Below are 24441 nucleotides of genomic sequence, written 5' to 3' on the forward strand. Positions count from 1 at the left end.
CCGCATCTTAACTTTTATTGCCAAAATCACTTTGTAAATACGTGGATTCCATATATGGAATGGGGCAAAAGCTTGTAGCAACTAAGCTCACGAAAACACTCCATGCTCCAAACGGCCAATCAAATTGAGTACAGCCTTGGTATCTTCGGCTGTCGAAAGCAAATCAATTGGTCGTTTGTTACCAAGTCCTCGAACTGGGTGCTTAAGCCATTGATTAGCAGCTTCTTCACTACCAAACAGTGCTAACGCAGCCTGAAATACTTTATCAAAATTCTTTTTGGTTTCTTTATTCACCTTAAACTCCGCCTAAATTTATATGATAAGTCCTATACACCATACCTACATCAGGAAAAGTTGGTCAAATAATGATTAGCAAACGGATAGATAGTAATGACCTCAGCAATAATGGGGCATTTCTGAGGGACAGACGGCGCATTCGGTTACTTCCCATCTTACACACTAGGTGCGATGTACGCGGCGCAGTTCATGGCTTCAATGAAGAAAACGGTAGATATAAACTCTGTGATTGAAAGCGGTGATCTGTCTCCTATCCTCACGTGGTTAGAATCGAATATTTGGAGCAAAGGCAGCCTGCTTACTACTGATGATTTGGGTGAAAGGTGCAACAGGCGAAACCTTGAATGCGCAATAATTCAAAGATCATTTGAGAAGTCGTTATCTTTAGTATTTTATTACCTAGTTTTCGAACAAAGAAAGCCAAGTAACAGTGAAATAAAAAGGCTGAGCAGGTTATCCGACTCAGCCTTTTTACTCTTCAGAACTAGATCATTTATCGCCAGTGAGCATACCGAAGAAGATCTGTCTCGATTCTGGCGTGTTGTCTCTATGAGTTTCGTATTTTACATGCGTGTTTGCATCAACTGCTTTTGATAGCTTGATGCTCCAAAGTGCTTTCATTTGATTCGGTACAATTGAATATCGGACATCGATAATACGCAGATCGTCTGTTGGGTCCTGAGCAATATAACCATTCGAGAACCAGCGGAAACGTTCAATGTCTTTGGCTTGTTGAGAATCAAGATCGAGCCAAGGTAAATCCCTGCTAACATTCAGCTTCGCAATCGACTCTCCGGGATACGTGCTTACCGATGTACCAACCCGCACGGCGTCTACATGATATTGAGCCTCTGTTTCGTACACCACTTTCCACACCAAGATATTCGCAAAGCTTGGTTTTGCCTCTAATCGAATCGGTGTGTGTTGTCTTTCTTGCACTAAGTGCCAGCCAACCGCCTCTGCCCTGTCTCGCTGAATCATCCCTAATGTTGGATAAATTAACGCCCAAGCAAATGCGACACGCGCTAGCCAAGGCGCTCGTTTCAACGTTGCACACACAAGCAACACTAGGATGGGAAGCGTATAAGCAGGATCGATGATTGATATGGTATTCCAAGCAAAACGCGCGTTGGTGAAAGGCCAAAGTAACTGCGTGCCATAAGTGGTACAAGCGTCTAACAGTGCATGAGTCCCATAACCCAGAGCACAAAACAACCAACTTTGTTTGAAAGAAAGCCCACGCCTTTTTGCAATCAGGTGATACAGAACCAAGGCACAGATCAAACTGCCAATGGGAATAAAGAAGAGTGAATGGGTAAATTGTCGATGAAACTCCAAAGCCAACAAAGGGTCACTTTGAGACTTAATCAGTGCATCCAAATCTGGTGCCAACCCGGAGAGCAGCCCTAATACCCCAGCAACAACCAAATGTTGTTTTTTGCTGGCCGATTGTGACAAAGAAGCGCCTAACACGCCCTGCGTTAAAGGATCCATAAATCACTCATTGATAGCATTCCGTTGAATCAAACAAGATACATTTAGCTATAGCGGTGAACTGTCCATAACTAAACGGTTTTATCAATATACTCATGTACATAGCTGTATAAGCATAGACCGATAAACAAAAAAAGAGCAGTTATGAAACTGCCCTTTTCTAATTATTGGTGGTGGATCAATTTATTCATTTTTGTTCTATATATTCACACTTGAACGATCTTTAATTAACGCGCCACCATGCTTGCCGCAATAACCACCAGCAGTACTGAGAAGATTTTCTTAATCGTTGGAACCGGTAAATGGTTGGTTGCTTTTGCGCCTAAAGGAGCCGTAAACCAAGACGTGCACACAATACCCAACAGCGCAGGCAGATAAACAAAGCCAGCAAAACCGTCGGTTAGAGCAAAGTGGCTGCTGCCTGAACTGATGTAACCTATCGAGCCAAACAACGCGATCACAATGCCACAAGCCGAGGCACAACCAATGGCCTTTTTCATATCAACAGAGAAGAACGTTAATAACGGAACCAACAATGCACCGCCACCAATGCCTATCATGGCAGACAAGCCGCCAGTAATGGTTGTCAGAACAGTGAGTACGCCTTTATTTGGCAGTTTTCGTTCCTTAGGGGCATCATTTTTGCTGCTTAAGAACATCTTGATCGCAATCAGAACCACACTCACGGCAAACACAATACGAACGACTTTTTCCGGCAACAGAGCCGCCATAAAGCCACTAATCAGTGCGCCCAGAGCAACACCAAGCATGATCCAAGGCGCCAAATCCCAAGGCACATCTCCATTCTTGTGGTGAGCGAGTGCAGAAGACGTAGAGGTGAACAGTATTGATGCCAACGAGGTAGCGATCGCCGCAACAACAACTTGGTCGGACGGAAGAACTTCTAAATACAGTAAAATGCTGCTTAACACGGGAACAATGATCAGCCCTCCGCCAATACCTAACAAACCGGCTAGAAACCCAACACCACTGCCCAGTAACGCACAGTAGAAAATCAACAACAGCAATTCACTCATTTCATCCATCTCTTAATTAAATTAATCGTCTTAAATAACACATTATTAATGTGGTTATATTTCCATCAAGCTAATTAATATAACTGACACCGACTTAAATATTCAAACAGAATAGATCATGAATATTCCTCATGTTGAATGTGAAGTAATACCATTGTTAATGGTCAACCTATCCACGTATAAAAACCTTAAGCGATTAACTTTATACGACATTAATTCTACTAAGTATTAATTTCAGACAGCATAGCCTTCGATTCTTAATCCGGTCACAAGCAAAAAATAAAAACCGTTTTAATACTAAAGACCGAGAGAATCAGAAAACAAATTGGGATACCAAATCAGCATGAATAAAGAATTTAATTTTACGATTAAGAGCGTTAGCCTCGACGAAAACTACCAGCCTGCAGACAGCACGCGCATCACAACCAACTTTGCTAACCTGGCTCGCGGTGACAGCCGTCAAGCGAACTTACGTAATGCACTACAAATGATCGATAATAGTTTCAACGCGTTAGCACACTGGGACAACCCTAAGGGCGACCGTTACTCTGTTGAGCTTGAAATCATTTCTGTTGATATGGACATTGAAAGTAACGGCGAAGCATTCCCTTCAATTGAAGTGCTGAAAACCAATATTGTAGACCGTAAAACTAACGAGCGTATTGAAGGCATTATCGGAAATAACTTCTCTTCTTATGTTCGAGATTATGACTTTAGCGTACGTCTATTGGATCATAATAAAGGCCAAGATAAATTCAGCATTCCAGAAGATTTTGGCGATTTACACGGCAAGCTATTTAAATGTTTCGTTAACTCTGACACTTACAAAAAGAACTTTAATAAGCCACCTGTTATTTGCTTAAGCGTGTCAGATAATAAAACCTATTACCGCACTGAAAACCAACACCCTGTATTAGGTTTTGAATACCAACCGAATGAGTCTTCTTTAACTGAACAATATTTCAAGAAGATGGGCTTACAGGTTCGTTATTTCATGCCGCCAAACAGTGTTGCACCTTTGGCCTTCTATTTCTTTGGTGATCTGCTGAACGATTACTCTAACCTAGAGCTTATCAGCACCATCAGCACCATGGGTACGTTCCAGAAAATCTACCGACCTGAGATTTACAACGCGAACGCGGTTGCGGGCAACTGTTACCAACCAAACTTGAAAAACTTGGATCACTCGCTGACTCAAATCGTGTATGACCGTGAAGAACGAAGCCAGCTAGCGGTTGAACAAGGTAAATTCGCAGAAGAGAAGTTTATTAAGCCATACCAATCAGTTCTAGAGAACTGGTCGGCAAATTACGCACTTTAATCGTCTATTGCGCTCTCAAACCACCCAAGGATAGGCAGTATTATTATGAAAACACTATTACCGACTTCAACAGCGGGCAGTTTGCCGAAACCGTCTTGGCTTGCACAACCAGAGACGCTTTGGTCGCCATGGAAACTTCAAGGCGATGAACTCACAGACGGCAAGCAAGATGCGCTGCGTGTCTCTCTGCACGAGCAACAGCAAGCCGGCATTGATATTGTGAGTGACGGCGAACAAACACGTCAGCACTTTGTAACGACCTTCATTGAACATCTGAATGGCGTTGATTTTGAAAAGCGTGAAACCGTTAAAATTCGCGACCGTTACGATGCAAGCGTACCTACAGTGGTTAGCCCTGTTTCTCGCCAAAAATCCGTGTTTGTTGAAGATGCGAAATTCTTACGTCAACAAACTGATCAACCGATTAAATGGGCTCTGCCAGGGCCTATGACGATGATAGATACGCTTTACGATGCACATTACCAAAGCCGTGAAAAACTGGCGTGGGAATTTGCGAAGATCCTCAATGAGGAAGCAAAAGAGTTAGAAGCTGCAGGCGTTGATATTATTCAGTTCGATGAACCTGCGTTTAACGTGTTTTTTGATGAAGTGAATGATTGGGGCATCGCGTGCTTAGAAAGAGCCATTGAAGGGCTTAAGTGCGAAACAGCAGTGCATATTTGTTATGGCTACGGCATTAAAGCGAATACGGATTGGAAAAAAACGTTAGGCACCGAGTGGCGCCAATATGAAGAAGTCTTCCCTAAGCTGCAGCAATCGAATATCGATATCATCTCTTTAGAGTGTCACAACTCTCATGTACCCCTTGAGCTACTTGAACTGGTGCGAGGCAAGAAAGTGATGGTTGGTGCGATTGATGTAGCTACCGATTCGATTGAAACACCGGAAGAAGTGGCTAGCACTCTACGTGAAACACTTAAGTACGTTGATGCCGATAAGCTCTACCCTTGCACCAACTGTGGCATGGCTCCCCTGCCTCGCGAAATTGCCTCGGCGAAGCTAAATGCGCTCAGTGCTGGCACAGAGATCGTTCGTAAAGAGCTTTCAGCGTAACGCTTCCTTGACGAACAAAAACTATGCCTTGAAGCCTAAGTATCACATCGATGCTTAGGCTTTTTGTTATGTGAGTTAATGAGCTTTACGCGCTGCTTACCAGGTTTTATCTAGGTCTTTAGCATACAAAGAGATCGCTCGTTGGTACTCTTTGATCGCTTCGCTATTCGTCGTGGAAACTAAAAGCTCAAGTAACAACGACGTCGCCTCTTTATGGCGACCTAAATTGTACAAACACATTGCGTAGAAAGGTTTCACTTCTATCGAGTCAGGATACTCATCCATAGTCTGTTCGAAATAGCCTAAAGCCTCTGCATAAAGGCCAAGGCTTCGATAAGTACTCGCCAAGCCGAACAACGCATCAAAACGCTCTACTGAAGAAAGCACGCCAGACAGAGACAACACATAGTGCTCAATCGCCTGTTGCTCTTTGCCTTGGTTGTCGTAAGACCACGCAATCTGTAAATGAGCTTTCGCAGCATAGTTTTCATCAGTGAGTAGCGTTGCCAGTAAGTCACGCGACTCCTGGTACTTTTCTTCTTTTCGCAACTCGATGGCTTGTTTGATAATGGTGTCCATAACTCTCCCTGACGCTTAAGCGCTGTACTATGCGTTCATTTCTTCGAACATCTGTTTGTAAGACTGAGTTTGCAGTGCCGATTGAGTCAAACCAAATTTATTGGCTAACAACTCAAGCTCACTTTTATACGCAGACAACTGAGATTCATCGTCCGTCATGATAGCAAATTCGGCAAAATCACCGATACCCGCAAGAGAATCGACCGTGATATGGAACTCTCCAACAAAATAGATACTGCGAGTTTTTTGCGCTTCAAGAATCACTTCGTATCCCAGGTTTTCTAGCATGCTCTTAGCATTCGACGCATCGGTGATGTTTGTCGCTTCACATCTATCAGACTCAGGGCCTTTTACGATCCATAGTTTGATGCCCGACGGCTCCATAGTACGAATACACAAGCTTTTGTTCTGAGCCTGTAAGCTTCTATCAGGGCTATCGAAATACCAATCACATTCCTGATTGTCTTGCAGCATTACTTCATGAGGAATTAGGTTCAAAGTTTTCAAGAACTCAGACTTAGAGCTAAGTCGATACTTCAGCTCAACCTCATATTTGCCTTTGAAATGGTCGTTAGTCATAAGATAGCTCGGTGCAAAAAAGGCGATACTAGCACACGAACCAAATCCGAAATACAAACTGACGCACAACACAAACTAAAGCAGTGGAACTATGTTCGACACGCTAACACACGCTGCCATTCTTCTCGGCTCATAGCGCCTTTAGAAAGGTAAATATTGTGCTTCTGCATTGCGCCTTTCGTGCATGAAAGCTTGATGAATGAGCCAATTTCAAACGGAAGAAAGCTACGCTGTAAAGTCACATCGCAAGCAACGCCATTTAAACGCACATGACCGTTCGTGATTTCAAATGAGCTATCGCGAAGCTTCCACCACAACATTAGAATTTTAATTAGTGGAGGAACATAAATTATCAGCCCTATGGTTAGCAGCGATGAACGATCACCGTCTGATATCCAATAGACAATACCTAGTGCAATAACAATAAACAGTAACTCTGAAAATAAGTACTTAATAAAATTTAATTGTATACGGTTATCCATGACACTCTCTCAATGATGATTCTAAAGGCAGCTCCATTTCAACGAGCCCTTTCACTTCAGACAACTGAGTAAAACCTTTTGATTGATAAAGCTTAATCGCGGGATTCTCACTGAACACACGTAGCACTAACTGAGTGGATGCTTGATTGTTCGCATGTTCAATAGCCAAATCGAGACACTTAGAGCCAAAACCTCGACCTTGATAGTCAGCTAATATCTGCAAGTCCCTAAGAAACGTTGTACCACTGGTGTAACTGAAGCGGATAACACCAATACGACTATCCCCTACATAAATTTCATAGTTATCCAGTTCATCCCAGCTGCGTAAAAACTGACTATGACCCCAAGCGATTCCACGCGTATCGTAGTAACTCGCCATATTCGTTTTGGTGATCGATTCAGCGAACTTAGGATCTGAACCTTTGACCAGCCTTACTTCCATATTGTGTCCTTTGTTTTCAAATCACATCTGAGTACGGCATAGCAAAATGCCGCATATATTGAATCACTTTTAGGTACATTCTGGTTTCACTTCCTCCCATTGTGTATCCCAATCTTCGCCTAACAAATTAGAAAGTTTTTCACAGTCGTATAGATAGCGAAGACTATCTTTACAGTACGCAGTAAGTATTTCAGTTAATTGAGCAGACGCTTTCTCGTTGTCTTTGAGTTTTCCGTACATCATCAAACCAGTCCTAAAGGTGTCTTGATCGAGGTCAGACGCTTGCTTCGATAACATCCCAAAGGAAATAGCGTTAATAGACAGGGTTAATGCAATCGCATCGCCTTCATCTCCCTCTAATTCACAAGCACTATAACGAGCTAACAAGTTCGATGTTTTAATTAATGGGGCAAGGTCTTTTGTATTGGCATATTTATAGGTTTCAAAACCTTGCCGCACCGCAGCTTTATGACTGTCTTTAATGCTCACAACATAATCGGTCAAAACATGTAAGCTCGCATATGCGCCTAGCCCGAAAGCCACAATGAACACGGCGATTAATCTGATCACTTATCTCTCCTAAAAGAACCTTATGCTGCTCAATTTTAAACGGCGTCTTGTAGTAACAGCCCTATTTGCCATCGACCTTTTCTAGAAACCAACTTCCTTGGCACGGGCCATTGGTTAAGTGCCAACGGCCATCAAACCTATTGCCACTGCCATGTGCGGAAAAACGATAATCCCATTGGCGATGTTTAGCATATAAACGTAAGTCGCCGCTTTCCGTCACCCAACCCTCTAACGGTGTTCCATTGTAGGTAAGCCTCAGGATAGCCTTACCCTCACGAATGGTTCCGGTGATGGTTGTGCGTTCACACATATTATTGCCAGTGGTGTTAATACGGCGGCCTAGCCACTCGCCGTCGAAATCGGTAGAGGGAGCAAATTGGGGACTATCAGGAAGTTTAGGAAACGACTCGGAATTACTGGACCCGAACCACTGGAGTTCACGACCAACAAGGAAGAAGACAACAAAGCCGATTGATATCGCTATCACAAATCCCTTTTTCATGAGCCTCTTCCTAATCAGCTGACCTTAAGAAAAGAACCCTAACATAATGAAAAGTAATAACTTACCATCAACTTAATTAATTTTGACATATTCCACAAATTGCATTCAAATGTTGAATATAGAGAAAGCGGCATCGTACGAAAATGCCGCGCATTGAGAATCAATTATGGACAGTGCCGAAAGCTCTGCACAGAGAAGCCCTAACCTTCCAAGGCATTGCGCCAATACTGAACGGTTATCTCCGACACCAACCCTGTCTCGCTCGCCGCCGATACTAAGAAGTAGCATAAGCGAGTTGCGACCTCTTCATTCCCCAACAAGTATAAACTGCGAATGGCTCGCGTTAACCTTAGCTGGTTATGGTCATGATTTTTAAGCCATACATGGTTGGCTGGGCTAAGTGGCAACAATGACGATATCTCATTTCCATCTCGCTGCATGCCCCAAAACTCAAGCATCAGGTCAAGCACTTGTAGATGAGCTGTGCGGAGCGCTTCTGAATTAGCAAAAAGCGCCCTATCTTCTTGAGTAACCAACGGTGCATGTTGATTAAACTTAGTCCCCTCATCGATTGGGAAAAACACCTGAATATACTTATGGTCATGCTCCAACCAAAAATGATTGTAAGCCAATAACTGTTCTATATTTCGACCAAATTTATCTGGCGCTTCACCTGATATAAAGCGAGCAATCTCACTCATTTTCAAATCCTACTGACTATAAGCCCCCACTTGTGGGCGAATGCATTATTACCCAGTAAGCCGTGAAAAACCTAGTCATTTACGTTGTAAGTACCGATCTGACTTAAAACTCCAAATACCACGCGTTAGGAATCGCTCGTGAAGAAAACACAACGCACCCGCTGGCGTTACCTAGAGGCAGGAACGGCACTAATGTGGTGTATAAAGACTATGCATGAACTTCAATTTTGGTTGGCGTTGGCGTTGCGTATGAGTTTTAGACTTAAGCCAGCAACCAGTGTGTTAATAACTGAGTACTAAAACCTGAACGACTAAAAAAGATAGGTAATATATGCACCGAAAGATTACATATTTCAAAGGAAAAACCCTTCAGAAAGCGTCCTTCGGTGCATAAAATTTCAAGCGACTTACACTAGTGAATAATGTAAGTCGCTTACATAAGAAACTAGCGTAAGCGTCTCAACACAACCTGCTGGTCAAGCTCATTCTGATAGTCCGTATAATCAAGCCCTTGATCAAATATGTACTCAGTGACAAGAGTACGAATGCACTCAACCAATGTGCTTGCTTGCCAAGGCTTTTCAAAGTAACGGTCGATGCCTGCTGCATTAATCGCATTGATGGTATCAGTATGAGTGGCCTGCCCCGTAAGAAGAATTTTCTTTGTATTCGGAAAGCGGCTGTCATGGAACACTTCAGTGAGCAACTCCACACCCGTTTTCCCTGGCATCACATGATCAGACACGATGACGGTAATGTGTTCGCCTTCTGCGTCAAGTTCATCAATGAGATCAAGCACTTCTTGCGCTGATTCACAATCTTCAATATTCAACCAACTCGCCAGCGGCTCTAAATCTTGTATCACTGCGCTCAGTACTTCTCTCTGGTCATCGACACAGATTAAATTAAGCTTCTCCATGTTCACCCTCTATTGGTAACTTGATTCTAAATACAGTTTTAGAAGCATCACTTTTCACAATGATACTTCCGCCATAACCTGCCACAATCCGCTTAACTACTGATAAACCCAAGCCCAATCCAAACGATAGACCACCTTTTTTAGTGGTGAAGTTGGGCTGAAATATCTTTCTACGAGTCCCCTCGTCTATCTCTGGGCCGTTATTCGTGATCGTAACTAATATTCTTTTCTTACTTAATCTGGTTTGAATTTCTATTGTGGCATCGTCTGAATTCGACATTGCATCACAAGCATTCTTTACAATGTTGACCCAAATCTGAACGAGCTCTGTTTTCGAGCCTTTAAAAGACGGTAAATCCGCAGGGCTCAATCGCACAGACACTCTACGCAACTCACTTTGTAACAAGGATAAGGCATGGTTAATGGAGTCGTTAATTTCAACCGCTTCTTCGGTGTCGATATCAGTTCTGCCAAGTTGTTTAACCGATTTTACGATGCCGACGGTGTGTCTAGATGCCAAACGTAAATCATGTAAATCACAGCCCATCTGCCAAAAACGAATCGCTTCTTCTGGGTTTTTCAGCCAATGCTTTGAAATAACGTCTGTTGCAGATAAAGCGTCAATTGGAATCGCCTTCGCAAGAGAGCGAGCAATGTTTTTGTCTAAACCATATTTTCTTTCAAATTGTCGCCCACGTGTTCGTGCTTCTAACGACGACGTTTTCTGGCCATGCATTAACCCAAAATCGAAAAATTGACTGGCTTCAGGATGCACTTCTTCAAGCAGATCCATGATGACCGTTTCAAGTCGACCAGATTTACTATTTACTACACCAATAGCGTTGTTAAGTTCATGAGCAATCCCTGCCGCTAATTGACCCAAGGTCGTCATTTGCTCAGCAGTATGTAACTTCTCTAGCGCTTTTTGTTTCGCTATCGCTTCTTGTGTTGCGCGGCGTTGACGACGCGACAACTCATTGACAATCACAGGTGTGAACTGTGCGGTAAGAGGACCAAATTTACGTTCATCTTCTGCTGGCGTGTCTTTATCGATCCACGCTAACTCTACATCGGTTTTAGCAACAACCGTTGAAGATGCTGTCCAATTACCTGAAAAGAAGCTATGAACGCCTATAAAAGCCCCACTACCCGCGCTAAATACTCGCACTTGCGGTGTATTATCTTCGGAATAAAACCCTTCAAGTTCCCCACTCAACACATAATATAAACGAGTGTTTAACGCTGATTGTTCAATAATGGTGTTACCGGCACAGCACGTCACCCGACGTTCTGTGTGATTAAAATAGCGATCGATCAGTGCTTCTAACTTTTGTTGATACACGTATCGTTACCCTATGTGACCAATTGAATGTAGCACCCACACCATAACAAAACTCAGTAGCACACCAACCACACCCAAAATAATACCGATTCTGGCCATTTGATTACTTTGCACATGACCAGTGGCATGAGCCAACGCATTCGGTGGCGTACTGATTGGTAGCGACATACCTAATGAAGCGGCAAAAGTCACAACCAGAATTAACGTTAACTCACCGCCTAGTGGCGTGAGTGAAGCCATAGACGAACCTAATGCAGCCATAATTGGCATTAACAAGTTAGCCGTTGCGGTATGAGACATAAAGTTTGCCATTACCAAACACAAGAACGCCGCTCCGAACAACACCACATAGGGTGAATAGCTATCAAACGGAATACTGTGTACCACGAGCTTTGCTAAGCCAGTTTTATCGAGCGCTAAACCAAGCGCAATACCACCTGATACAAGCCACAATACGTCCCAAGAAATTTTCTTCAGGTCTTCTTTATTGATGATCCCAGTAAGAGAGAACACAGCAACAGGAATCAGAGCGACGGTATAAGAGTTCATGCCATGGCTTGAACCCATTAACCAAAGAATGATGGTGAGCGCAAAAGTGACGTATACCGCAATGGCTTTGGGTGTTTTAAGGAATTTACCTTTAATACTTAGTTCGATTTTCTTTTGGTCAGCTTTGTACATAAAGCCGATTAGAAACCACGCTAACGCCATCATAATAACGACAAACGGCACACCAAATGCCATCCATTCGCCGAACGTAATTAGGTTATCGCCAACTAAATATTTAAGTGCGATAGCGTTCGGAGGGGTACCGATCGGGGTACCAATACCACCGATGTTAGCGGCAACAGGGATACAAAGCGCAAACGCTACACGACCGGGGTCTTTCGGACCAAACACAGCCAGTACCGGCGTTAAAATAGATAGCATCATTGCCGTTGTTGCCGTGTTAGACATAAACATCGAAAAGATACCAGTGATCAACATTAAGCCGAGCATCACAAACTTTGGGTCTTGCCCAAATGGCTTCAACAACACGCGAGCTAAGTTTACGTCTAATCGATATTTAGTGGCGGCCATCGCTAAGAAAAAACCGCCCAAAAACAGCATGATGATTGGGCTGGCGAATGTCGCCATGATATCGCTGTATTTTAACAACTCACCAAAATGTTCCTCCCCATGATCAAACCTTAAAAAGATCAGCCCTTTATCCGACAACATCAATAATTGCAGAACGATAATAACAACAGACGTCGCGTAAATCGGGATAGGCTCGAACACCCAGCACAATGCCGCTAATAAAAAGATCGCAATAACGCGTTGTTGAATAATCGTAAGGCCTTCAAATGGAAACGCTGATAGCGGCATTACGAGGATAATGAAAGGAATTAAAATGGGGATAATGTATTTAATATAGGGGCGCATAGCACAAAAACTCTTCCTGAGATAACAACTACTTAGAAATTAGATTTACAGCTCTAATTTAGATCCGACAACGAATTATCGAGCTCTTATCGCTATCTCACTCTCGGCTAGATCAATGATTACGTGATCGCGATACCCCCAGTTTCGTTTCTGTGCGCTACCTCAACGTTTGTATGTCATTTATTGTTGAAATTAAATTCAGGAGAGTGGTTTCTACGTTTCTAGTCATGTCCATAAATTGAGGGCCACTTCTAATAAAAGCGTTGAACAAGCTCACTGGGTTAGGTACTCCTGAAATTTGTCGTATCGACTAAGAACCCCACGAAACGGGGTGGCTCTATCTCTAAATTGACTGCTCTAACAAACGACACTGATACTCGGCAATGTGCTTTAGCTCCGATGTATGTGCAGGGAATCTTTCGTGAAGAAAACACAATGCATCCGCTAGCGTTATCTGGTGTAGATTCAATGTATAACCAAAAACCAATCGGTGGATATTCTCATAGAGCTCATCTGAATTATCCGAGCTTTGACACTGCGCCAAGATAGCTTGATCAATCTCATCGTCAGGATCTTCCAAAGGGCTATTGGCCTGTCGATAAAGATTAGAAAGCATTGCGTCATAGTGCTCTTTCGACACCTCTTCCTTGCAACGCATTATCCACGTAAGCGTAATGAGGTTGTGTCCAAAGAAACCAAACTGCTTTAAGCATGCTTGTAATACGCGATTGAGCTCTACGAATTCGCTTGTTTCGGTGTTTCGGTCGCCATCAGAACGGGTCGATGTAACAAATTCAGTGAAGCGGTTAAGGAATGCTGGAATTTGAGACGGCTCTAACTCACGGTAAACACGGTTCAGCGCCAATAAGATAGTCACATTGTGGGAAAGGTATTCGCTTGTTTGAGAGGCCTGCGAAACGTAATGCGAGAAGATGTCTTGAAAGCCCTTATTCTCATACCACTGCATTAAAGCAGCATATGCCGCTGGGTATACCCCATTATCCAATATCCTTTGAATACGAAAATCCGTAAACTTCGGCGCTTGCACCGTTGCAGAGTACTCGCCTAAAACTTCAATCTCAGTTTGGTCTATTAGCTCACTCGTTTTAAGCCACACATTGTCTGTTTTAGGGAAATAGTCATTTAGATAATTCGCAGCCAAATAAGCTTTTAAAGAGTGAGGTTGGTGGATGCTGGCACTGCTATAAAGTGCCTTTTCCAATAGTTGGTCGCTTGTCATGTTTCCTCCGTGAAACTGACGTTTGGGGAGAGAATCAAGACTGCTCAACACCGAACGTCCAAATACACATCATATGCTTATCGTAATGCACGGAAAAATGCCATGCATTACGATTCTACCTAAAGCCATTATCTAAGTGGCTTATTTGCTCAGGTTGTTCGGAAATACGTTAGTTTTGACTTCCGTAGCAAACTCATTTGCTGCGTCAAAGATAGTTTGGCTGCAATGGGCGTACTGTTTTGAAAATGGAGGCCATCGGTTACCAAGTCCAAGCGCATCATTGATGACTAACACTTGCCCATCACAATCGGCACCAGCGCCAATCCCAATCGTAGGGATGCTAATCTCTTGAGTAATCGATTCGCCAAGTGAGGAAGGAATGTGCTCAAGCACCAACATAAACGCACCCGCTTCTTGAATCGCTTTTGCTTCTTCGCTTACGGTTTGAGCATCTTCAGCAGATTGCCCTACTTTCTTGAAGTTTGTTGCCGTTTGCGGAGTTAACCCCGTGTGACCAACAACTGGGATATTGTTTGCGACAAGGTGGGCAATAACATCGAGTTTTGCACCTTCCAGTTTTATGCTGTCGGCACCAGCCTGCATCAGCCTTTTAGCGTTAACTAACGCTACTTCAGGAGAACGATCGGTTAAGTATGGGAGGTCACCAATAATGTGAGTATTTGGAGCACCGCGACGCACTGCCCCTACATGATATTCCATGTGCTCAATGGTCACATCTCGCGTACTGCTAAAGCCCATTTCAACCATGCCGACAGTATCACCAACAAGAATAATAGGTATCCCAGCAGATTCGATACTTGCAGCCACAGGGAATGTATAAGCGGTTAACATCGGAATACGTTGTTTCCCTTTCATTTCCATAAAAGAACTTGGAGTGTGTTTCATGTTCTTGCTCTCATAAAATCATGCGTTATTAAAGCACTGATACTATTAGTTTTAATTGCTCTATGAAAGCGAAAATGTGGTTTTGATTAAACGCCGACAAATTATGTTCAATTCAGAAAATACGTTGAGTTAGTGGGCGTTAAACCTAGGGAAAATGATTGTTACGATGAACGATGAATGCAATAACGCCCTGTAAAGAGGTGAGCAACGCAATACCAAAGCCACCGCATACCACCTTAAAAACTAAACGCAACACAAAGCAAAAATGCCAAGCATTGCGAATCACTCTTAAACAGATTGTTATACATCAGGTTCAAGATAGCCAAAGTCAACAGACTTAGGAAAACTTAGAACTTCAACATCGTCAACATCTAGCGCACTAAGCTCTCCATCCCAACTACCATTTATCGTAAACAAAATACCAGTTTCAAAATTTAAGCCTGATTCAGAAAAAACTTCACCAAGTTTTACAGAGTCGCCATCGATAGAATCATGAACACTCAACGTAAACGAGGACATTGCCGTTGCTGCAATATTTGCTTTAACTTCAAAAACCACATGATTGTCTTGACTTTGAATGGGGTTAAGTAAGATGGCTCCCTCATCATCTGTGATGAATTCAATATCGGCAAACTCTGCCTGAAAATCGTGGGAATCCCAATAGAATGCAGACTCTGCTTCGGCATACAAGTATTGCTCAGATACAGCATCAGCAACGCGATCGGTAATCAGCTCAACAATATCCTGAGCTTCTCCAGATGACATAGCTAGTGAAAGACGCTTTGTGAAGTCGAACGTTTTTTCATTTGGTTCAAACTTTGAAATAGCCTGAGCTAAGTCTTCCAAAACGTCGAGATAATCTGAATTCTCTGCGAAATTAGCCCAATCTTTATCAGTGGTAACAGCTAAAATTCGTGTTTTATTTTCGATCGCCCAAGCTTCAAGGCTTAACAAAGCAATTGCGTCTGGGAATTCACTTTTTTTCTTGCCTGCTTCAGCAAATGGAGGCTCGTTATTAAAGTAGAGCTTTATCAAATGATTAAGGTCAACGCCATTGCTCGCCGAAATTAGAACTGCCCCAGTGTTATTAACGTAACTTTCTAAACGCTCTTTAGCTACTACCTCTCCATCAACTCGATCTACCGAAATGTCTTGAACATTCCCAAAGATGTGCTTTTTAGCATTGTTTAAACTTTTATCTAATTGTGCATATGAATCATTAACTTTTTTGATTAGATGAGCGTTTACTTCTCTAATTACAATCTCTGATAACACGAGTTTTGCAGGCTTATTGTTAAACTGTACTAAAGCATTGAGTAGCCCAGACTCTAGCAATAAACCTTTTTGATCAAAAATTGAAGTATCAACTGTAATAGCACCGTATTCCATAATCCCTCGATATCTAAATGATGTATAACGCCCTGTTAAGATGTGAGCAACGCCACCACGAAACTTAACCATACCACCGTAAACACAAAACCCAACAATGGAAGGAAAAATGCCAAGCGTTGGGAATCTGTCTTAAACGTTTGTTATGCTATTTTTTGTCCGTAATAGCTTCGACGCCTCGAATAGAGAAACGTTTACTATAGCGAGGTGATTTGTATAGAGCTTTGGTTTTTTTCTCAGCGGTCGTAATTAACAGTTCCATAGCTTCAGCTAACCCCTCTTCTTTGTATGCTGTAGAAGGGTCGTTACTAAATTTCATATCTGGATTTGCCGTTATACAAGGCACTTTAGGATGACCGATTTGCTCCAAGTAGGCATAAAAAGCATCTTTTGAAATCACCAGACCAAACTCACGCCACGCATATTTCTTACCCCAGTAATAGCCATCTGTGGCTTTATGCGTAACCCTTTCATCGTTTTTCTGTTTGTTAACTGCATGTCTAGCTTTAGAAAACTCTTTTGCATACATGTAGGATAACATTGGGTTTACACTGTCTGACTTTGAAATACACGACAAGTCGACAGTCTTGCGCCCATCTGTATCCTCGCGGAATCCGATATTGTACCTTTCGCCTTCTTCCATTTCTGCGACACCATTAGCTTCGAACTGATACAAAGTATTCGTCGTTTTTGGCTTAAACGTGTGTAAGAACCGACCTTCGCCGATATGTCTCATCGTGTATTCAGTTACAATAACGTCATATATTGTTTTTAAATCTCTTGATTTCATAAATATCCAACCATTTCTACTGACATTTTTAAAATTGCATAACAGCTATCAGACAGAGAAATTCTGTACTTAAATACAGAATTTTTCTATCTAGTTTCTTATGCTGTCTATCTTAAGCGACTTACTCCATTCATAACAATGACTTATCGTTCTTAGTTTGTGATTGAACAAGAAAATGTAGAAATCTTCTGTCTAATAGAACTAAATGTAGAAAAGATGAGAACTGTGCTTAATAGTATTGTTAAAACAAGTTTACTATTGATAATAAAGACAATATCACCACTTCAAAAAATCAGTTATTTACTCATCTGTAATTAAGATAAAAACAGAAAAATATCGAGATTAACTTAGAGAAAAGTATTCTCTAGATTCAAACAAAACGGATTTTAATAACTCCCGACCCTTCATACGTTTACGATAAATAATAAAATTTAATTTTATAAAAACAATTTAATCAATAAGAATTTTTGTAAACTTTGAATTACATACTCTAAAATTCAATCTCCCTAAAAAACTTGTCATAAGCCGAAATGCTCTTCCAATCTTGATTCGCAACACATGGCATTACCGTGTTGCATATAGACTTCCTATAAAGCCGTTGGGAAGAAGGAGTTTATATTAAAATCAGGAACGAAAAATGAACCAACAACGTCAACTAAGCTGGAAAATAGCAGCTATTCTAGGTACATCTTTTGGCTTCAATGCACACGCTGCAGAAATGGTCAGGGTCGATGATGATGCGTTACTACAACAGAGCCTCGTCTCTCAGTCGAAGAGTGTTGCCCCACTAGAATTAGGCTTTTCTGAGGTAAAACGGGTGGTATTGCCCAATGGAAAAACGAAAGTCCGCTATCAACAAACTCACTTAGGTTTACCCGTCTTTGACACTTCGGTTGTCGCTACCCTTTCCAAGAACCAACCCACTCAGGTATTCGGTTCAATGGCACAAGGGATCAGTGGTGACTTATCCAGCATCGCGCCAAAGCTGAATCAGGAACAAGCAATTGAAGCTGCTCTCTCCGCTCACCGCACGTTTACCGTCGGCAAAAAGTCGATTGAAAACAAAAAAGCAAAACTCATGGTGAGATTGGATGAGAACCAAGTCGCCCAAGTGGTGTATCTGGTCGATTTCTTTATCGCGTCCTCTATGCCAGAGCGCCCTTTTTACTTTATTGATGCCACGACTGGCGATGTTCTCCAAAAATGGAATGGGTTAAACCACGCCAAAGCATCCGGCACTGGCCCCGGTGGTAATATCAAAACCACTCGATATGAATATGGTAGTGACTTCCCTAGCTTTCCCATCGACAAAACAGGCACAACTTGTACGTTAGAAAACGATTCTGTTAAGACAGTCGATTTGAGGAACGGAACCTCCGGCAGTTCAGCCTACAGTTACAACTGTGCCGACGGCACCAACTACACCGATCATAAATACATCAACGGGGCTTATTCGCCTCTTAACGATGCGCACTATTTTGGTAATGTCGTATTCGATATGTACAAAGAGTGGATGAACACATCGCCTTTAACGTTCCAACTGACGATGCGTGTTCATTACGGTACCGATTATGAAAATGCCTTTTGGAATGGCTCATCCATGACATTTGGGGATGGCAAAAACACCTTTTATCCATTGGTCGATATCAACGTGAGTGCTCACGAGGTTAGCCATGGGTTCACAGAGCAAAACTCCGGTCTTGTGTACCGAAACATGTCGGGTGGTATGAATGAAGCCTTCTCCGATATTGCGGGCGAAGCGGCTGAATACTACCTGCGTGGCAATGTGGATTGGATTGTCGGCAGCGATATATTCAAATCTGAAGGTGGCTTGCGTTACTTCGATCAACCTTCAAAAGATGGTCGCTCGATTGACCATGCCTCGCAATACTACGATGGCTTGAACGTTCACTTATCTAGCGGTGTTTACAACCGCGCCTTTTACCTTTTAGCGAACAAATCGGGTTGGAATGTACGTAAGGGCTTTGAAATCTTCACAGTCGCGAACCAACTGTATTGGACGGCAAACAGTACCTTTGATGCCGGTGCTTGTGGCGTAGCGAAAGCCGCAGCCGACATGGGCTATGTGGTTGCCGATGTCGAAGATGCATTTAACACCGTCGGCGTGAATGCAAGCTGTGGTATCACGCCTCCAACTGGCAATGTATTAACGAAAGGCACACCGATTGCGAACCTAAGCGGGAATCAATCTTCAGAGAGCTTCTACACATTCACGGTCGATTCTGCATCCAGCGTGACGGTTTCAATGTCTGGTGGTTCAGGCGATGCCGACCTTTACGTGAAATCGGGCAGCAAGCCAACGACATCGAGTTACGACTGTCGCCCTTATCGCGCTGGAAACAATGAGCAGTGTAGTGTGAGCGCTCAACCGGGTGTCACCTATCATGTGTTACTGCGCGGATACTCGAACTACTCTGGCCTAACATTGCGTTTAGATTGAGTTAGAGCAAAAAGCGAACCGCGTTAAATGGAGATCAACAAGGCCAAACTGTTTTGCCTATTAGGTCTTGAAATAAAAAACCTCCGGTTACGCAGGCGTGACCGGAGGTTTATTGGATAAGTTGTCATTGATACTACAAGTAAGATAAAGCTAGTAAGGTACAACTAATCATCGAGTAGTGATTAGAACTCTTCAGTATCAATCTCACGTTGAGTTGCCGCGTTATAACGTCCACCAGCTATCTTGTTTTGAGGAATGATACCGTCTATCACGCGCAGCAATTCATCAGAAACTGATAGCTGTTGTGCATTCCAGTTCTCTTCTAAGTGTTGAAGGCTTGTAGTGCCCGGCAATGCAATAGAGTTCGGCGCTTTTTTCAAAGTCCAAGCTAACGCCAGTTGTGCCAGAGTCGGAGTTGAACTGCGATTGTCATTAATCGAAAAGCCATTCTCTTCTGCAAACATCGGCAACACAGACTCAAACTGTCGTACTAAAGACAAATTAGACTCGAAGTATTCATCAGAGAAACGTGGCATCGCTAAGCGAATATCACCAGCGACAAATTGATTATCTTTCACTTCGCCCGTCAACATACCGCGACCTACAGGGCTAAACGACACAAAGGTCGCATCTATCTTTTGGCATTGCTCGATTACCGCGATTTCTGGATTACGCGACCAGAGCGAATATTCCGATTGCACGGCTGCTATCTTATGAACCGCGTTTGCTTTGGCGATGGTGTCGGCAGAAACTTCAGACAAACCTATATGCTTGATCTTACCTTCTTCCACCAAACGAGAAAGTTCACCAATACTCTCTTCAATCGGAACACTTTTATCCCATCGATGCAGGTAGTACAAATCAATAACGTCAGTATTCAAACGCTCTAGTGAGTCTTCACACGTTTTGCGAATGGTTTCTGGCCGACCATCAATCGCTCGCTTGCCATCAGGCCCTTTGAACATTCCACATTTACTGGCGAGGAAAAACTCATGACGACGATGACCAACAGCCTCAGCTAACAGTGATTCATTCGCACCAAAGCCATACAACGCAGCCGTGTCGAGCATGTTATAGCCCAAATCCAATGCTTGATTGAGTAACTTAATGCTATCCGATTTCTGCGGCGGAGTGCCATAAGCATGCGACAAGTTCATACACCCTAAAGCCACTGGCGCTAATGTCTGCCCACCAATACTAGCCATCATCGTTTATCCTTTTACTGCTAAAAATACCAACTTTGGAACCAATACGACTTTAAAGAACGGTTCTTCTTTAAGTCACTACTGAGCGTTAACTTGCTACTCAGCTTTTAATTACTCAGCTTCAAGTAACTGTTCAAGCTTGTCTAATGTTTCCATTGCAGGAAGGCAGCTCGCCACACTCGAATTTGGCTCACGACCCGTTTTGATTGCATCGAAGAATTCGCGGTCGATAAGCTCAATACCATTATTAGAAACCGCAACACCCTCTAGTGAGATAGGGTTTTCTTTGCCGTCATACAGGTCATCATAACGCGCTAGGTAAGTGCCCTCTTCACAGATGTAACGGAAGAACGTACCAAACGGGCCATCATTGTTGAATGACAGTGAAAGCGTACAAATTGCACCTGATGGCACTTTCATTCCAATGCTCATGTCCATTGCAATACCCAAGTCTGGGTGAATTGGACCTTGAAGCGCTTGCAGCTTAGTTGCCTGTTCGCCGGTTTGGTATTGGAAAAGGTCAACTGTATGACACGCGTGATGCCAAAGCAGGTGATCTGTCCAACAACGAGCTTCACCTTTGGCATTGGTGTTTGTGCGGCGGTAAAAGTACGTTTGAACGTCCATCTGCTGGATATGAAGTTCGCCGGCAGCAATCTTGTTTTGAATCCATTGGTGGCTTGGGTTGAAACGACGAGTGTGGCCAGCCATTGCGATTTTGCCAGATTTCTTTTGAGCTTCTACCACACGGTAGCTGTCTTCGATGTTGTCCGCCATTGGGATTTCAACCAAAACATGTTTGCCTGCTTCCATACATTCAATCGCTTGTGCTGCATGCATTTGTGTTGGCGTAGCAAGAATTACTGCTTCCACTTCATCAAGTACAAGTGCGTCAGATAGATTGGTAAAGCCCTTTGAATCATGACCATACTCTGTGATCAGTTGATCAAGCTTATCTTGCTCTGGAGAAACCATCGCAGTTACGCGAACGCCTTCAATTTCACGGATAGCATCCAAGTGTTTACGTCCAAAGGCACCTGTCGCGCCCACAACACATACGTTCATATTCATTCCTTTAATTTGATACCCGCCCTGTTTGGCTGGTGTTGCTTAATACTTGTTACTCAATGTTTGATTACTTAATGAATTGCTTAATAATCGATGGCATCTACGTTTAACCCAGTTCTGCATTCAGCTAATCACAACATTCGCTTGCTGAGATTTTCGATTTTTTGGTTATCCCGTTATTCATTCACTGCGCGAGTTCGAGTATTGGCCAACTGCCCTAATACCAAATCACTCAGTGTAGATAGGTCTTGCCCTTGATATTCGACCGGCATCTTACCGAGTGCGCTATGCCACTCCATCGCACCGTTCACCATCGAGCCATTCAAATTTAGTTCGCTTAAGGTGTTAGATACCTCTTTAAGCTCGTTGGAACGTCGCTCCCCATGAGATAACATACGTTCCAAGTGATATTGGCCAAGATCGTTCAATGGCAGGGCTGGATACGTTGTACTAAGTGATTCGAGCACATGATTTTCAACCCCCGCTTTACGTGCTGCCAACAAACATTCCGTAGTGAGAGCTTCAAGCCCTTTTACCATCACAGAACGAATCATTTTGATGCTTGATGCCTCACCCACTTGGTCAGACACCACTTCAACGTTGAAGCCAAGTGTGGTCAGTAGCGGTTCAATCTCTAATGCTTTTTTTCCAGAGATCAACAATGGGATTGCAGATGTTCTTCCCAACACCGGGGCCATAATTACAACATCAAGGTAGCTTGCACCACATGCTTCAATAAGCTCAGCATTCCTTTGTTTTACTTGGGGTGAACATGAATTACAGTCCAAGAATATCTGTTTGGGCGTAAATGTTTTCGCTACGTTTTTCGCCACTGCTTCTGCTTGATCGGCCGTCACCAGTGAAAAGACTAACTCAGCACCATTTATCGCCTCGTGGGCTTCAAATGCACCTTGAACGCCATGCTTTATGTATTCAAGGAGAATGCTTTCGCGGTGCTGTGCATGGTTACTTTTGATATCGAATCCACTGATCACTTCTGGTGCTTTATCACCCCAGCTCACCAAAAATGCTTGTGCAGCTTCACCAAACCCAATGAACGCAGCTCTTGTTATCGTCGCCATAATTCTCTTTTTACCTGCCAACTTATCTGCGTTTTTCATGACAGTTACCTTAGCATTGGCACCTAAAGAGCGATAATCAAATAAATATAAGGGGTATTCAATTTTGGAAAAATGCCTTCACTTTTAGATCGTATTTGAGTGTCATGATTTAAGTTGAAAATAGAAAGCCAAACAGAAAACAAAACAAGCCGAACTGAACTCAACTGAGAATAACTAAAGCTGTACACCTTTCTCACGTAACAACGTTAGAAAATGGTTTTGAACCGAGGTAGCAAACCAGTTCTTCCGCATGGTTAAACCGATTGGGCGCGACTGCTTTTTGCAATCAAATGGCAGAATGGTGAAGTGCCCCTCTTCAAGTTCGCGAGTAATCTGGTGCTGAGAGAGGATCGTTAATCGATCGCTGCCTAAAAGCAGTTCTCTTACCAACATCTGCGAGCTTGCCTCAACAATTCGAGTAGGTACATCACGTTCCTGAGACGTAAAAATGTCTTCAAACATTCTGCGTCCAGGCGTGTTTACATTAGATACAACCCAACTCGAACCTTGTAAATCATCAAGTGTTATTTGCTCTTTCAAGCTCAGTGGGTGGTCGTTTCTAGAGAGGATTTTGTTATGTGATTGAAACAGAGTTTCTTGGCGAATATCGGTGCTCGGTGATGGGAAACGCAGCGCACCAATTAGGATATCTAGCTCACCGTGGCGTAAGTGATTGAGCAAGTCTTGATACGGGCCGTCGATCACATGAATTTGGCAATCAGGGAACTTACGAGAAAACTCATTGATGGTGTTTGGTAGTAAACATGTACGAGCAAGAGGCAAACAGCCAACCGTAATCACACTGTTATGGCGGTTACTCAATAAGCCAACCTCTTCGATACCTTGCTTGATTTCTACGAAGGCTAATTTACTCGACATCACCAGAGCGCTACCAGCCTTACTAATCGTAATACCCGTGCTGTTTTTTTCGAATAAAGTGATACCAAGGATCTCTTCAAGATCTTTAGATGCACGATACACTGACGACTGCGACACTTCCAAAATTCGACTGGCTTCAGTAAAGCTTTGACCGTTAGAAACCGCGATCAATGCTTTCAATTGAGTGGTTGTTATATTGAATAAATAGCGCTGAACGCTGCTTTTTCGCTGGCCTTTCGCGACTTTTAGCGAATCAGTAATGCCTTTACTGATGTACTCCAACGCACGTTCAATTCGAAATGAAAACGCTTCTCCTTGTTCGGTCGGTTTCATGCCATCGGTGGTACGTTCGAACAACTCACTATGAATGTTTTTTTCCAGTTTCGCTATCGCTTGTGTGATAGCGGGCTGAGACAAAAACACCACTTCCGAAGCCTTGCTAATGCTTCCAGTATTCACCACTTCTGATATCGCTCTTAGGTGTCTCAAGTTTGGAATATTTAACATGTTATCGCCTCAAAAGTGCTGTCAAACTGCCATTTGCATTCAAATTCCAAATACAAACAACAACTTCAAAACGGTGCTAAATGCCACATTTAAACCCCGTCAACTATCGAA

General features: G+C 43.0%; 25 protein-coding genes and 1 pseudogene. 5 read left to right on the forward strand and 21 right to left on the reverse strand.

Translation table 11 applies throughout. The features are described 5' to 3' along the window. Positions 1 to 87: 87 nt before the first annotated feature. Positions 88 to 294, reverse strand: coding sequence for an antitoxin Xre/MbcA/ParS toxin-binding domain-containing protein (locus tag AB6E85_RS16590; RefSeq protein WP_050646545.1), 207 nt, complete (start codon positions 292 to 294; stop codon positions 88 to 90). 129 nt (positions 295 to 423) lie between these two features. Here AB6E85_RS16590 and AB6E85_RS16595 point away from each other — a divergent pair. Beyond that, positions 424 to 652: pseudogene (locus AB6E85_RS16595) on the forward strand (carboxypeptidase M32); the annotation flags it as partial. A gap of 134 nt (positions 653 to 786) precedes the next feature. Here AB6E85_RS16595 and AB6E85_RS16600 read toward each other — a convergent pair. Together AB6E85_RS16600 and AB6E85_RS16605 are read right to left on the reverse strand one after the other, a co-directional pair. Next, positions 787 to 1791 carry a metal-dependent hydrolase gene (locus AB6E85_RS16600; RefSeq protein ID WP_372143268.1) on the reverse strand — a complete coding sequence of 335 codons (1005 nt, stop codon included), beginning with the start codon at positions 1789 to 1791 and terminating at the stop codon, positions 787 to 789. Between the two features lie 227 nt (positions 1792 to 2018). Next, positions 2019 to 2828 (reverse strand): sulfite exporter TauE/SafE family protein, encoded by an 810-nt coding sequence (locus AB6E85_RS16605; protein ID WP_372143269.1) that lies wholly within the window; start codon positions 2826 to 2828, stop codon positions 2019 to 2021. 343 nt (positions 2829 to 3171) lie between these two features. Between AB6E85_RS16605 and AB6E85_RS16610 the strand changes: the two genes are divergently transcribed. Continuing rightward, positions 3172 to 4149 (forward strand): DUF1852 domain-containing protein, encoded by a 978-nt coding sequence (locus tag AB6E85_RS16610; protein WP_372143270.1) that lies wholly within the window; start codon positions 3172 to 3174, stop codon positions 4147 to 4149. Positions 4150 to 4194: 45 nt separating this feature from the next. Next, positions 4195 to 5223: a methionine synthase gene (locus AB6E85_RS16615; RefSeq protein ID WP_372143271.1), complete on the forward strand. Its 1029-nt coding sequence runs from the start codon at positions 4195 to 4197 to the stop codon at positions 5221 to 5223. A 96-nt stretch (positions 5224 to 5319) separates the two neighbouring features. Here AB6E85_RS16615 and AB6E85_RS16620 read toward each other — a convergent pair whose 3' ends face one another. The 7 genes from AB6E85_RS16620 to AB6E85_RS16650 form a co-directional block, all read right to left on the reverse strand. Next, positions 5320 to 5802, reverse strand: coding sequence for a tetratricopeptide repeat protein (locus AB6E85_RS16620; protein ID WP_372143272.1), 483 nt, complete (start codon positions 5800 to 5802; stop codon positions 5320 to 5322). A 27-nt stretch (positions 5803 to 5829) separates the two neighbouring features. Further along, positions 5830 to 6381, reverse strand: a complete 552-nt coding sequence (gene cyaB, locus AB6E85_RS16625; RefSeq protein WP_050644721.1) for a class IV adenylate cyclase — start codon at positions 6379 to 6381, stop codon at positions 5830 to 5832. Between the two features lie 89 nt (positions 6382 to 6470). After that, a complete protein-coding gene (locus AB6E85_RS16630) occupies positions 6471 to 6863 on the reverse strand; it encodes a hypothetical protein (protein WP_372143274.1) in 393 nt (130 codons plus the stop codon). Further along, complete coding sequence (locus AB6E85_RS16635; protein ID WP_372143275.1) at positions 6856 to 7305, reverse strand: GNAT family N-acetyltransferase; 450 nt, start codon at positions 7303 to 7305, stop codon at positions 6856 to 6858. Before AB6E85_RS16635 ends, AB6E85_RS16630 begins: the two co-directional genes overlap by 8 nt. Positions 7306 to 7374: 69 nt before the next feature. After that, complete coding sequence (locus AB6E85_RS16640; RefSeq protein ID WP_048614007.1) at positions 7375 to 7875, reverse strand: hypothetical protein; 501 nt, start codon at positions 7873 to 7875, stop codon at positions 7375 to 7377. Between the two features lie 61 nt (positions 7876 to 7936). Continuing rightward, positions 7937 to 8377: a hypothetical protein gene (locus tag AB6E85_RS16645; protein WP_372143276.1), complete on the reverse strand. Its 441-nt coding sequence runs from the start codon at positions 8375 to 8377 to the stop codon at positions 7937 to 7939. A 200-nt stretch (positions 8378 to 8577) separates the two neighbouring features. Further along, a complete protein-coding gene (locus tag AB6E85_RS16650; RefSeq protein WP_372143277.1) occupies positions 8578 to 9078 on the reverse strand; it encodes an opioid growth factor receptor-related protein in 501 nt (166 codons plus the stop codon). Between the two features lie 138 nt (positions 9079 to 9216). Between AB6E85_RS16650 and AB6E85_RS16655 the strand changes: the two genes are divergently transcribed. Further along, on the forward strand, positions 9217 to 9378 hold the full coding sequence (locus tag AB6E85_RS16655) for a hypothetical protein (protein ID WP_248383304.1): 162 nt from the start codon (positions 9217 to 9219) through the stop codon (positions 9376 to 9378). A gap of 145 nt (positions 9379 to 9523) precedes the next feature. Here the strand turns inward: AB6E85_RS16655 and AB6E85_RS16660 are convergent, their stop codons facing one another. The 7 genes from AB6E85_RS16660 to AB6E85_RS16690 all read right to left on the reverse strand — a co-directional run bounded on the left by AB6E85_RS16660 (position 9524) and on the right by AB6E85_RS16690 (position 17089). Beyond that, the gene (locus AB6E85_RS16660) at positions 9524 to 9997 is read right to left on the reverse strand and encodes a response regulator (protein WP_017070648.1); all 474 of its coding nucleotides are present in this window, start codon (positions 9995 to 9997) and stop codon (positions 9524 to 9526) included. Then, positions 9984 to 11339 carry an ATP-binding protein gene (locus AB6E85_RS16665; RefSeq protein ID WP_372143278.1) on the reverse strand — a complete coding sequence of 452 codons (1356 nt, stop codon included), beginning with the start codon at positions 11337 to 11339 and terminating at the stop codon, positions 9984 to 9986. The genes AB6E85_RS16660 and AB6E85_RS16665 overlap by 14 nt, the downstream gene beginning before the upstream one ends. A gap of 6 nt (positions 11340 to 11345) precedes the next feature. Further along, a complete protein-coding gene (locus AB6E85_RS16670; protein WP_372143280.1) occupies positions 11346 to 12764 on the reverse strand; it encodes a DASS family sodium-coupled anion symporter in 1419 nt (472 codons plus the stop codon). 343 nt (positions 12765 to 13107) lie between these two features. Further along, a complete protein-coding gene (locus tag AB6E85_RS16675) occupies positions 13108 to 14004 on the reverse strand; it encodes a hypothetical protein (RefSeq protein WP_372143281.1) in 897 nt (298 codons plus the stop codon). Positions 14005 to 14145: 141 nt separating this feature from the next. Next, positions 14146 to 14910 carry a 3-methyl-2-oxobutanoate hydroxymethyltransferase gene (panB, locus tag AB6E85_RS16680; RefSeq protein ID WP_017630572.1) on the reverse strand — a complete coding sequence of 255 codons (765 nt, stop codon included), beginning with the start codon at positions 14908 to 14910 and terminating at the stop codon, positions 14146 to 14148. 300 nt (positions 14911 to 15210) lie between these two features. Further along, positions 15211 to 16371, reverse strand: a complete 1161-nt coding sequence (locus AB6E85_RS16685) for a PIN domain-containing protein (protein ID WP_372143282.1) — start codon at positions 16369 to 16371, stop codon at positions 15211 to 15213. A 76-nt stretch (positions 16372 to 16447) separates the two neighbouring features. After that, a complete protein-coding gene (locus AB6E85_RS16690; RefSeq protein ID WP_372143283.1) occupies positions 16448 to 17089 on the reverse strand; it encodes a hypothetical protein in 642 nt (213 codons plus the stop codon). Positions 17090 to 17726: 637 nt separating this feature from the next. Between AB6E85_RS16690 and AB6E85_RS16695 the strand changes: the two genes are divergently transcribed. Beyond that, on the forward strand, positions 17727 to 19550 hold the full coding sequence (locus AB6E85_RS16695; RefSeq protein WP_372143285.1) for a M4 family metallopeptidase: 1824 nt from the start codon (positions 17727 to 17729) through the stop codon (positions 19548 to 19550). A 182-nt stretch (positions 19551 to 19732) separates the two neighbouring features. Here the strand turns inward: AB6E85_RS16695 and AB6E85_RS16700 are convergent, their stop codons facing one another. From AB6E85_RS16700 to AB6E85_RS16715, 4 genes are all read right to left on the reverse strand, one after another. Next, positions 19733 to 20758, reverse strand: coding sequence for an aldo/keto reductase (locus tag AB6E85_RS16700; protein WP_372143286.1), 1026 nt, complete (start codon positions 20756 to 20758; stop codon positions 19733 to 19735). A 108-nt stretch (positions 20759 to 20866) separates the two neighbouring features. Then, the gene (locus AB6E85_RS16705; protein WP_050653370.1) at positions 20867 to 21820 is read right to left on the reverse strand and encodes a Gfo/Idh/MocA family oxidoreductase; all 954 of its coding nucleotides are present in this window, start codon (positions 21818 to 21820) and stop codon (positions 20867 to 20869) included. A gap of 179 nt (positions 21821 to 21999) precedes the next feature. Continuing rightward, positions 22000 to 22944: a DUF1932 domain-containing protein gene (locus AB6E85_RS16710; protein WP_372143287.1), complete on the reverse strand. Its 945-nt coding sequence runs from the start codon at positions 22942 to 22944 to the stop codon at positions 22000 to 22002. 174 nt (positions 22945 to 23118) lie between these two features. Beyond that, entirely contained in the window at positions 23119 to 24330 is a 1212-nt protein-coding gene (locus AB6E85_RS16715) for a LysR family transcriptional regulator (RefSeq protein WP_052878527.1), read from the reverse strand. Between the last annotated feature and the right edge of the window lie 111 nt (positions 24331 to 24441).

Origin of the sequence: Vibrio sp. 10N.247.311.51 (assembly GCF_041467855.1) — a bacterium.
GTDB lineage: Bacteria > Pseudomonadota > Gammaproteobacteria > Enterobacterales > Vibrionaceae > Vibrio > Vibrio coralliirubri.

Coding starts and splice junctions, on each gene's coding strand:
- AB6E85_RS16605 (WP_372143269.1), bottom strand. CDS start 2,828: ATGAGTGAATTGCTGTTGTTGATTTTCTACTGTGCGTTACTGGGCAGT.
- AB6E85_RS16715 (WP_052878527.1), bottom strand. CDS start 24,330: ATGTTAAATATTCCAAACTTGAGACACCTAAGAGCGATATCAGAAGTG.
- AB6E85_RS16710 (WP_372143287.1), bottom strand. CDS start 22,944: ATGAAAAACGCAGATAAGTTGGCAGGTAAAAAGAGAATTATGGCGACG.
- AB6E85_RS16675 (WP_372143281.1), bottom strand. CDS start 14,004: ATGACAAGCGACCAACTATTGGAAAAGGCACTTTATAGCAGTGCCAGC.
- AB6E85_RS16615 (WP_372143271.1), top strand. CDS start 4,195: ATGAAAACACTATTACCGACTTCAACAGCGGGCAGTTTGCCGAAACCG.
- AB6E85_RS16635 (WP_372143275.1), bottom strand. CDS start 7,305: ATGGAAGTAAGGCTGGTCAAAGGTTCAGATCCTAAGTTCGCTGAATCG.
- AB6E85_RS16670 (WP_372143280.1), bottom strand. CDS start 12,764: ATGCGCCCCTATATTAAATACATTATCCCCATTTTAATTCCTTTCATT.
- AB6E85_RS16610 (WP_372143270.1), top strand. CDS start 3,172: ATGAATAAAGAATTTAATTTTACGATTAAGAGCGTTAGCCTCGACGAA.
- cyaB (WP_050644721.1), bottom strand. CDS start 6,381: ATGACTAACGACCATTTCAAAGGCAAATATGAGGTTGAGCTGAAGTAT.
- AB6E85_RS16695 (WP_372143285.1), top strand. CDS start 17,727: ATGAACCAACAACGTCAACTAAGCTGGAAAATAGCAGCTATTCTAGGT.
- AB6E85_RS16700 (WP_372143286.1), bottom strand. CDS start 20,758: ATGATGGCTAGTATTGGTGGGCAGACATTAGCGCCAGTGGCTTTAGGG.
- AB6E85_RS16620 (WP_372143272.1), bottom strand. CDS start 5,802: ATGGACACCATTATCAAACAAGCCATCGAGTTGCGAAAAGAAGAAAAG.
- panB (WP_017630572.1), bottom strand. CDS start 14,910: ATGAAACACACTCCAAGTTCTTTTATGGAAATGAAAGGGAAACAACGT.
- AB6E85_RS16705 (WP_050653370.1), bottom strand. CDS start 21,820: ATGAACGTATGTGTTGTGGGCGCGACAGGTGCCTTTGGACGTAAACAC.
- AB6E85_RS16630 (WP_372143274.1), bottom strand. CDS start 6,863: ATGGATAACCGTATACAATTAAATTTTATTAAGTACTTATTTTCAGAG.
- AB6E85_RS16685 (WP_372143282.1), bottom strand. CDS start 16,371: ATGGTTAAGTTTCGTGGTGGCGTTGCTCACATCTTAACAGGGCGTTAT.
- AB6E85_RS16660 (WP_017070648.1), bottom strand. CDS start 9,997: ATGGAGAAGCTTAATTTAATCTGTGTCGATGACCAGAGAGAAGTACTG.
- AB6E85_RS16600 (WP_372143268.1), bottom strand. CDS start 1,791: ATGGATCCTTTAACGCAGGGCGTGTTAGGCGCTTCTTTGTCACAATCG.
- AB6E85_RS16645 (WP_372143276.1), bottom strand. CDS start 8,377: ATGAAAAAGGGATTTGTGATAGCGATATCAATCGGCTTTGTTGTCTTC.
- AB6E85_RS16690 (WP_372143283.1), bottom strand. CDS start 17,089: ATGAAATCAAGAGATTTAAAAACAATATATGACGTTATTGTAACTGAA.
- AB6E85_RS16650 (WP_372143277.1), bottom strand. CDS start 9,078: ATGAGTGAGATTGCTCGCTTTATATCAGGTGAAGCGCCAGATAAATTT.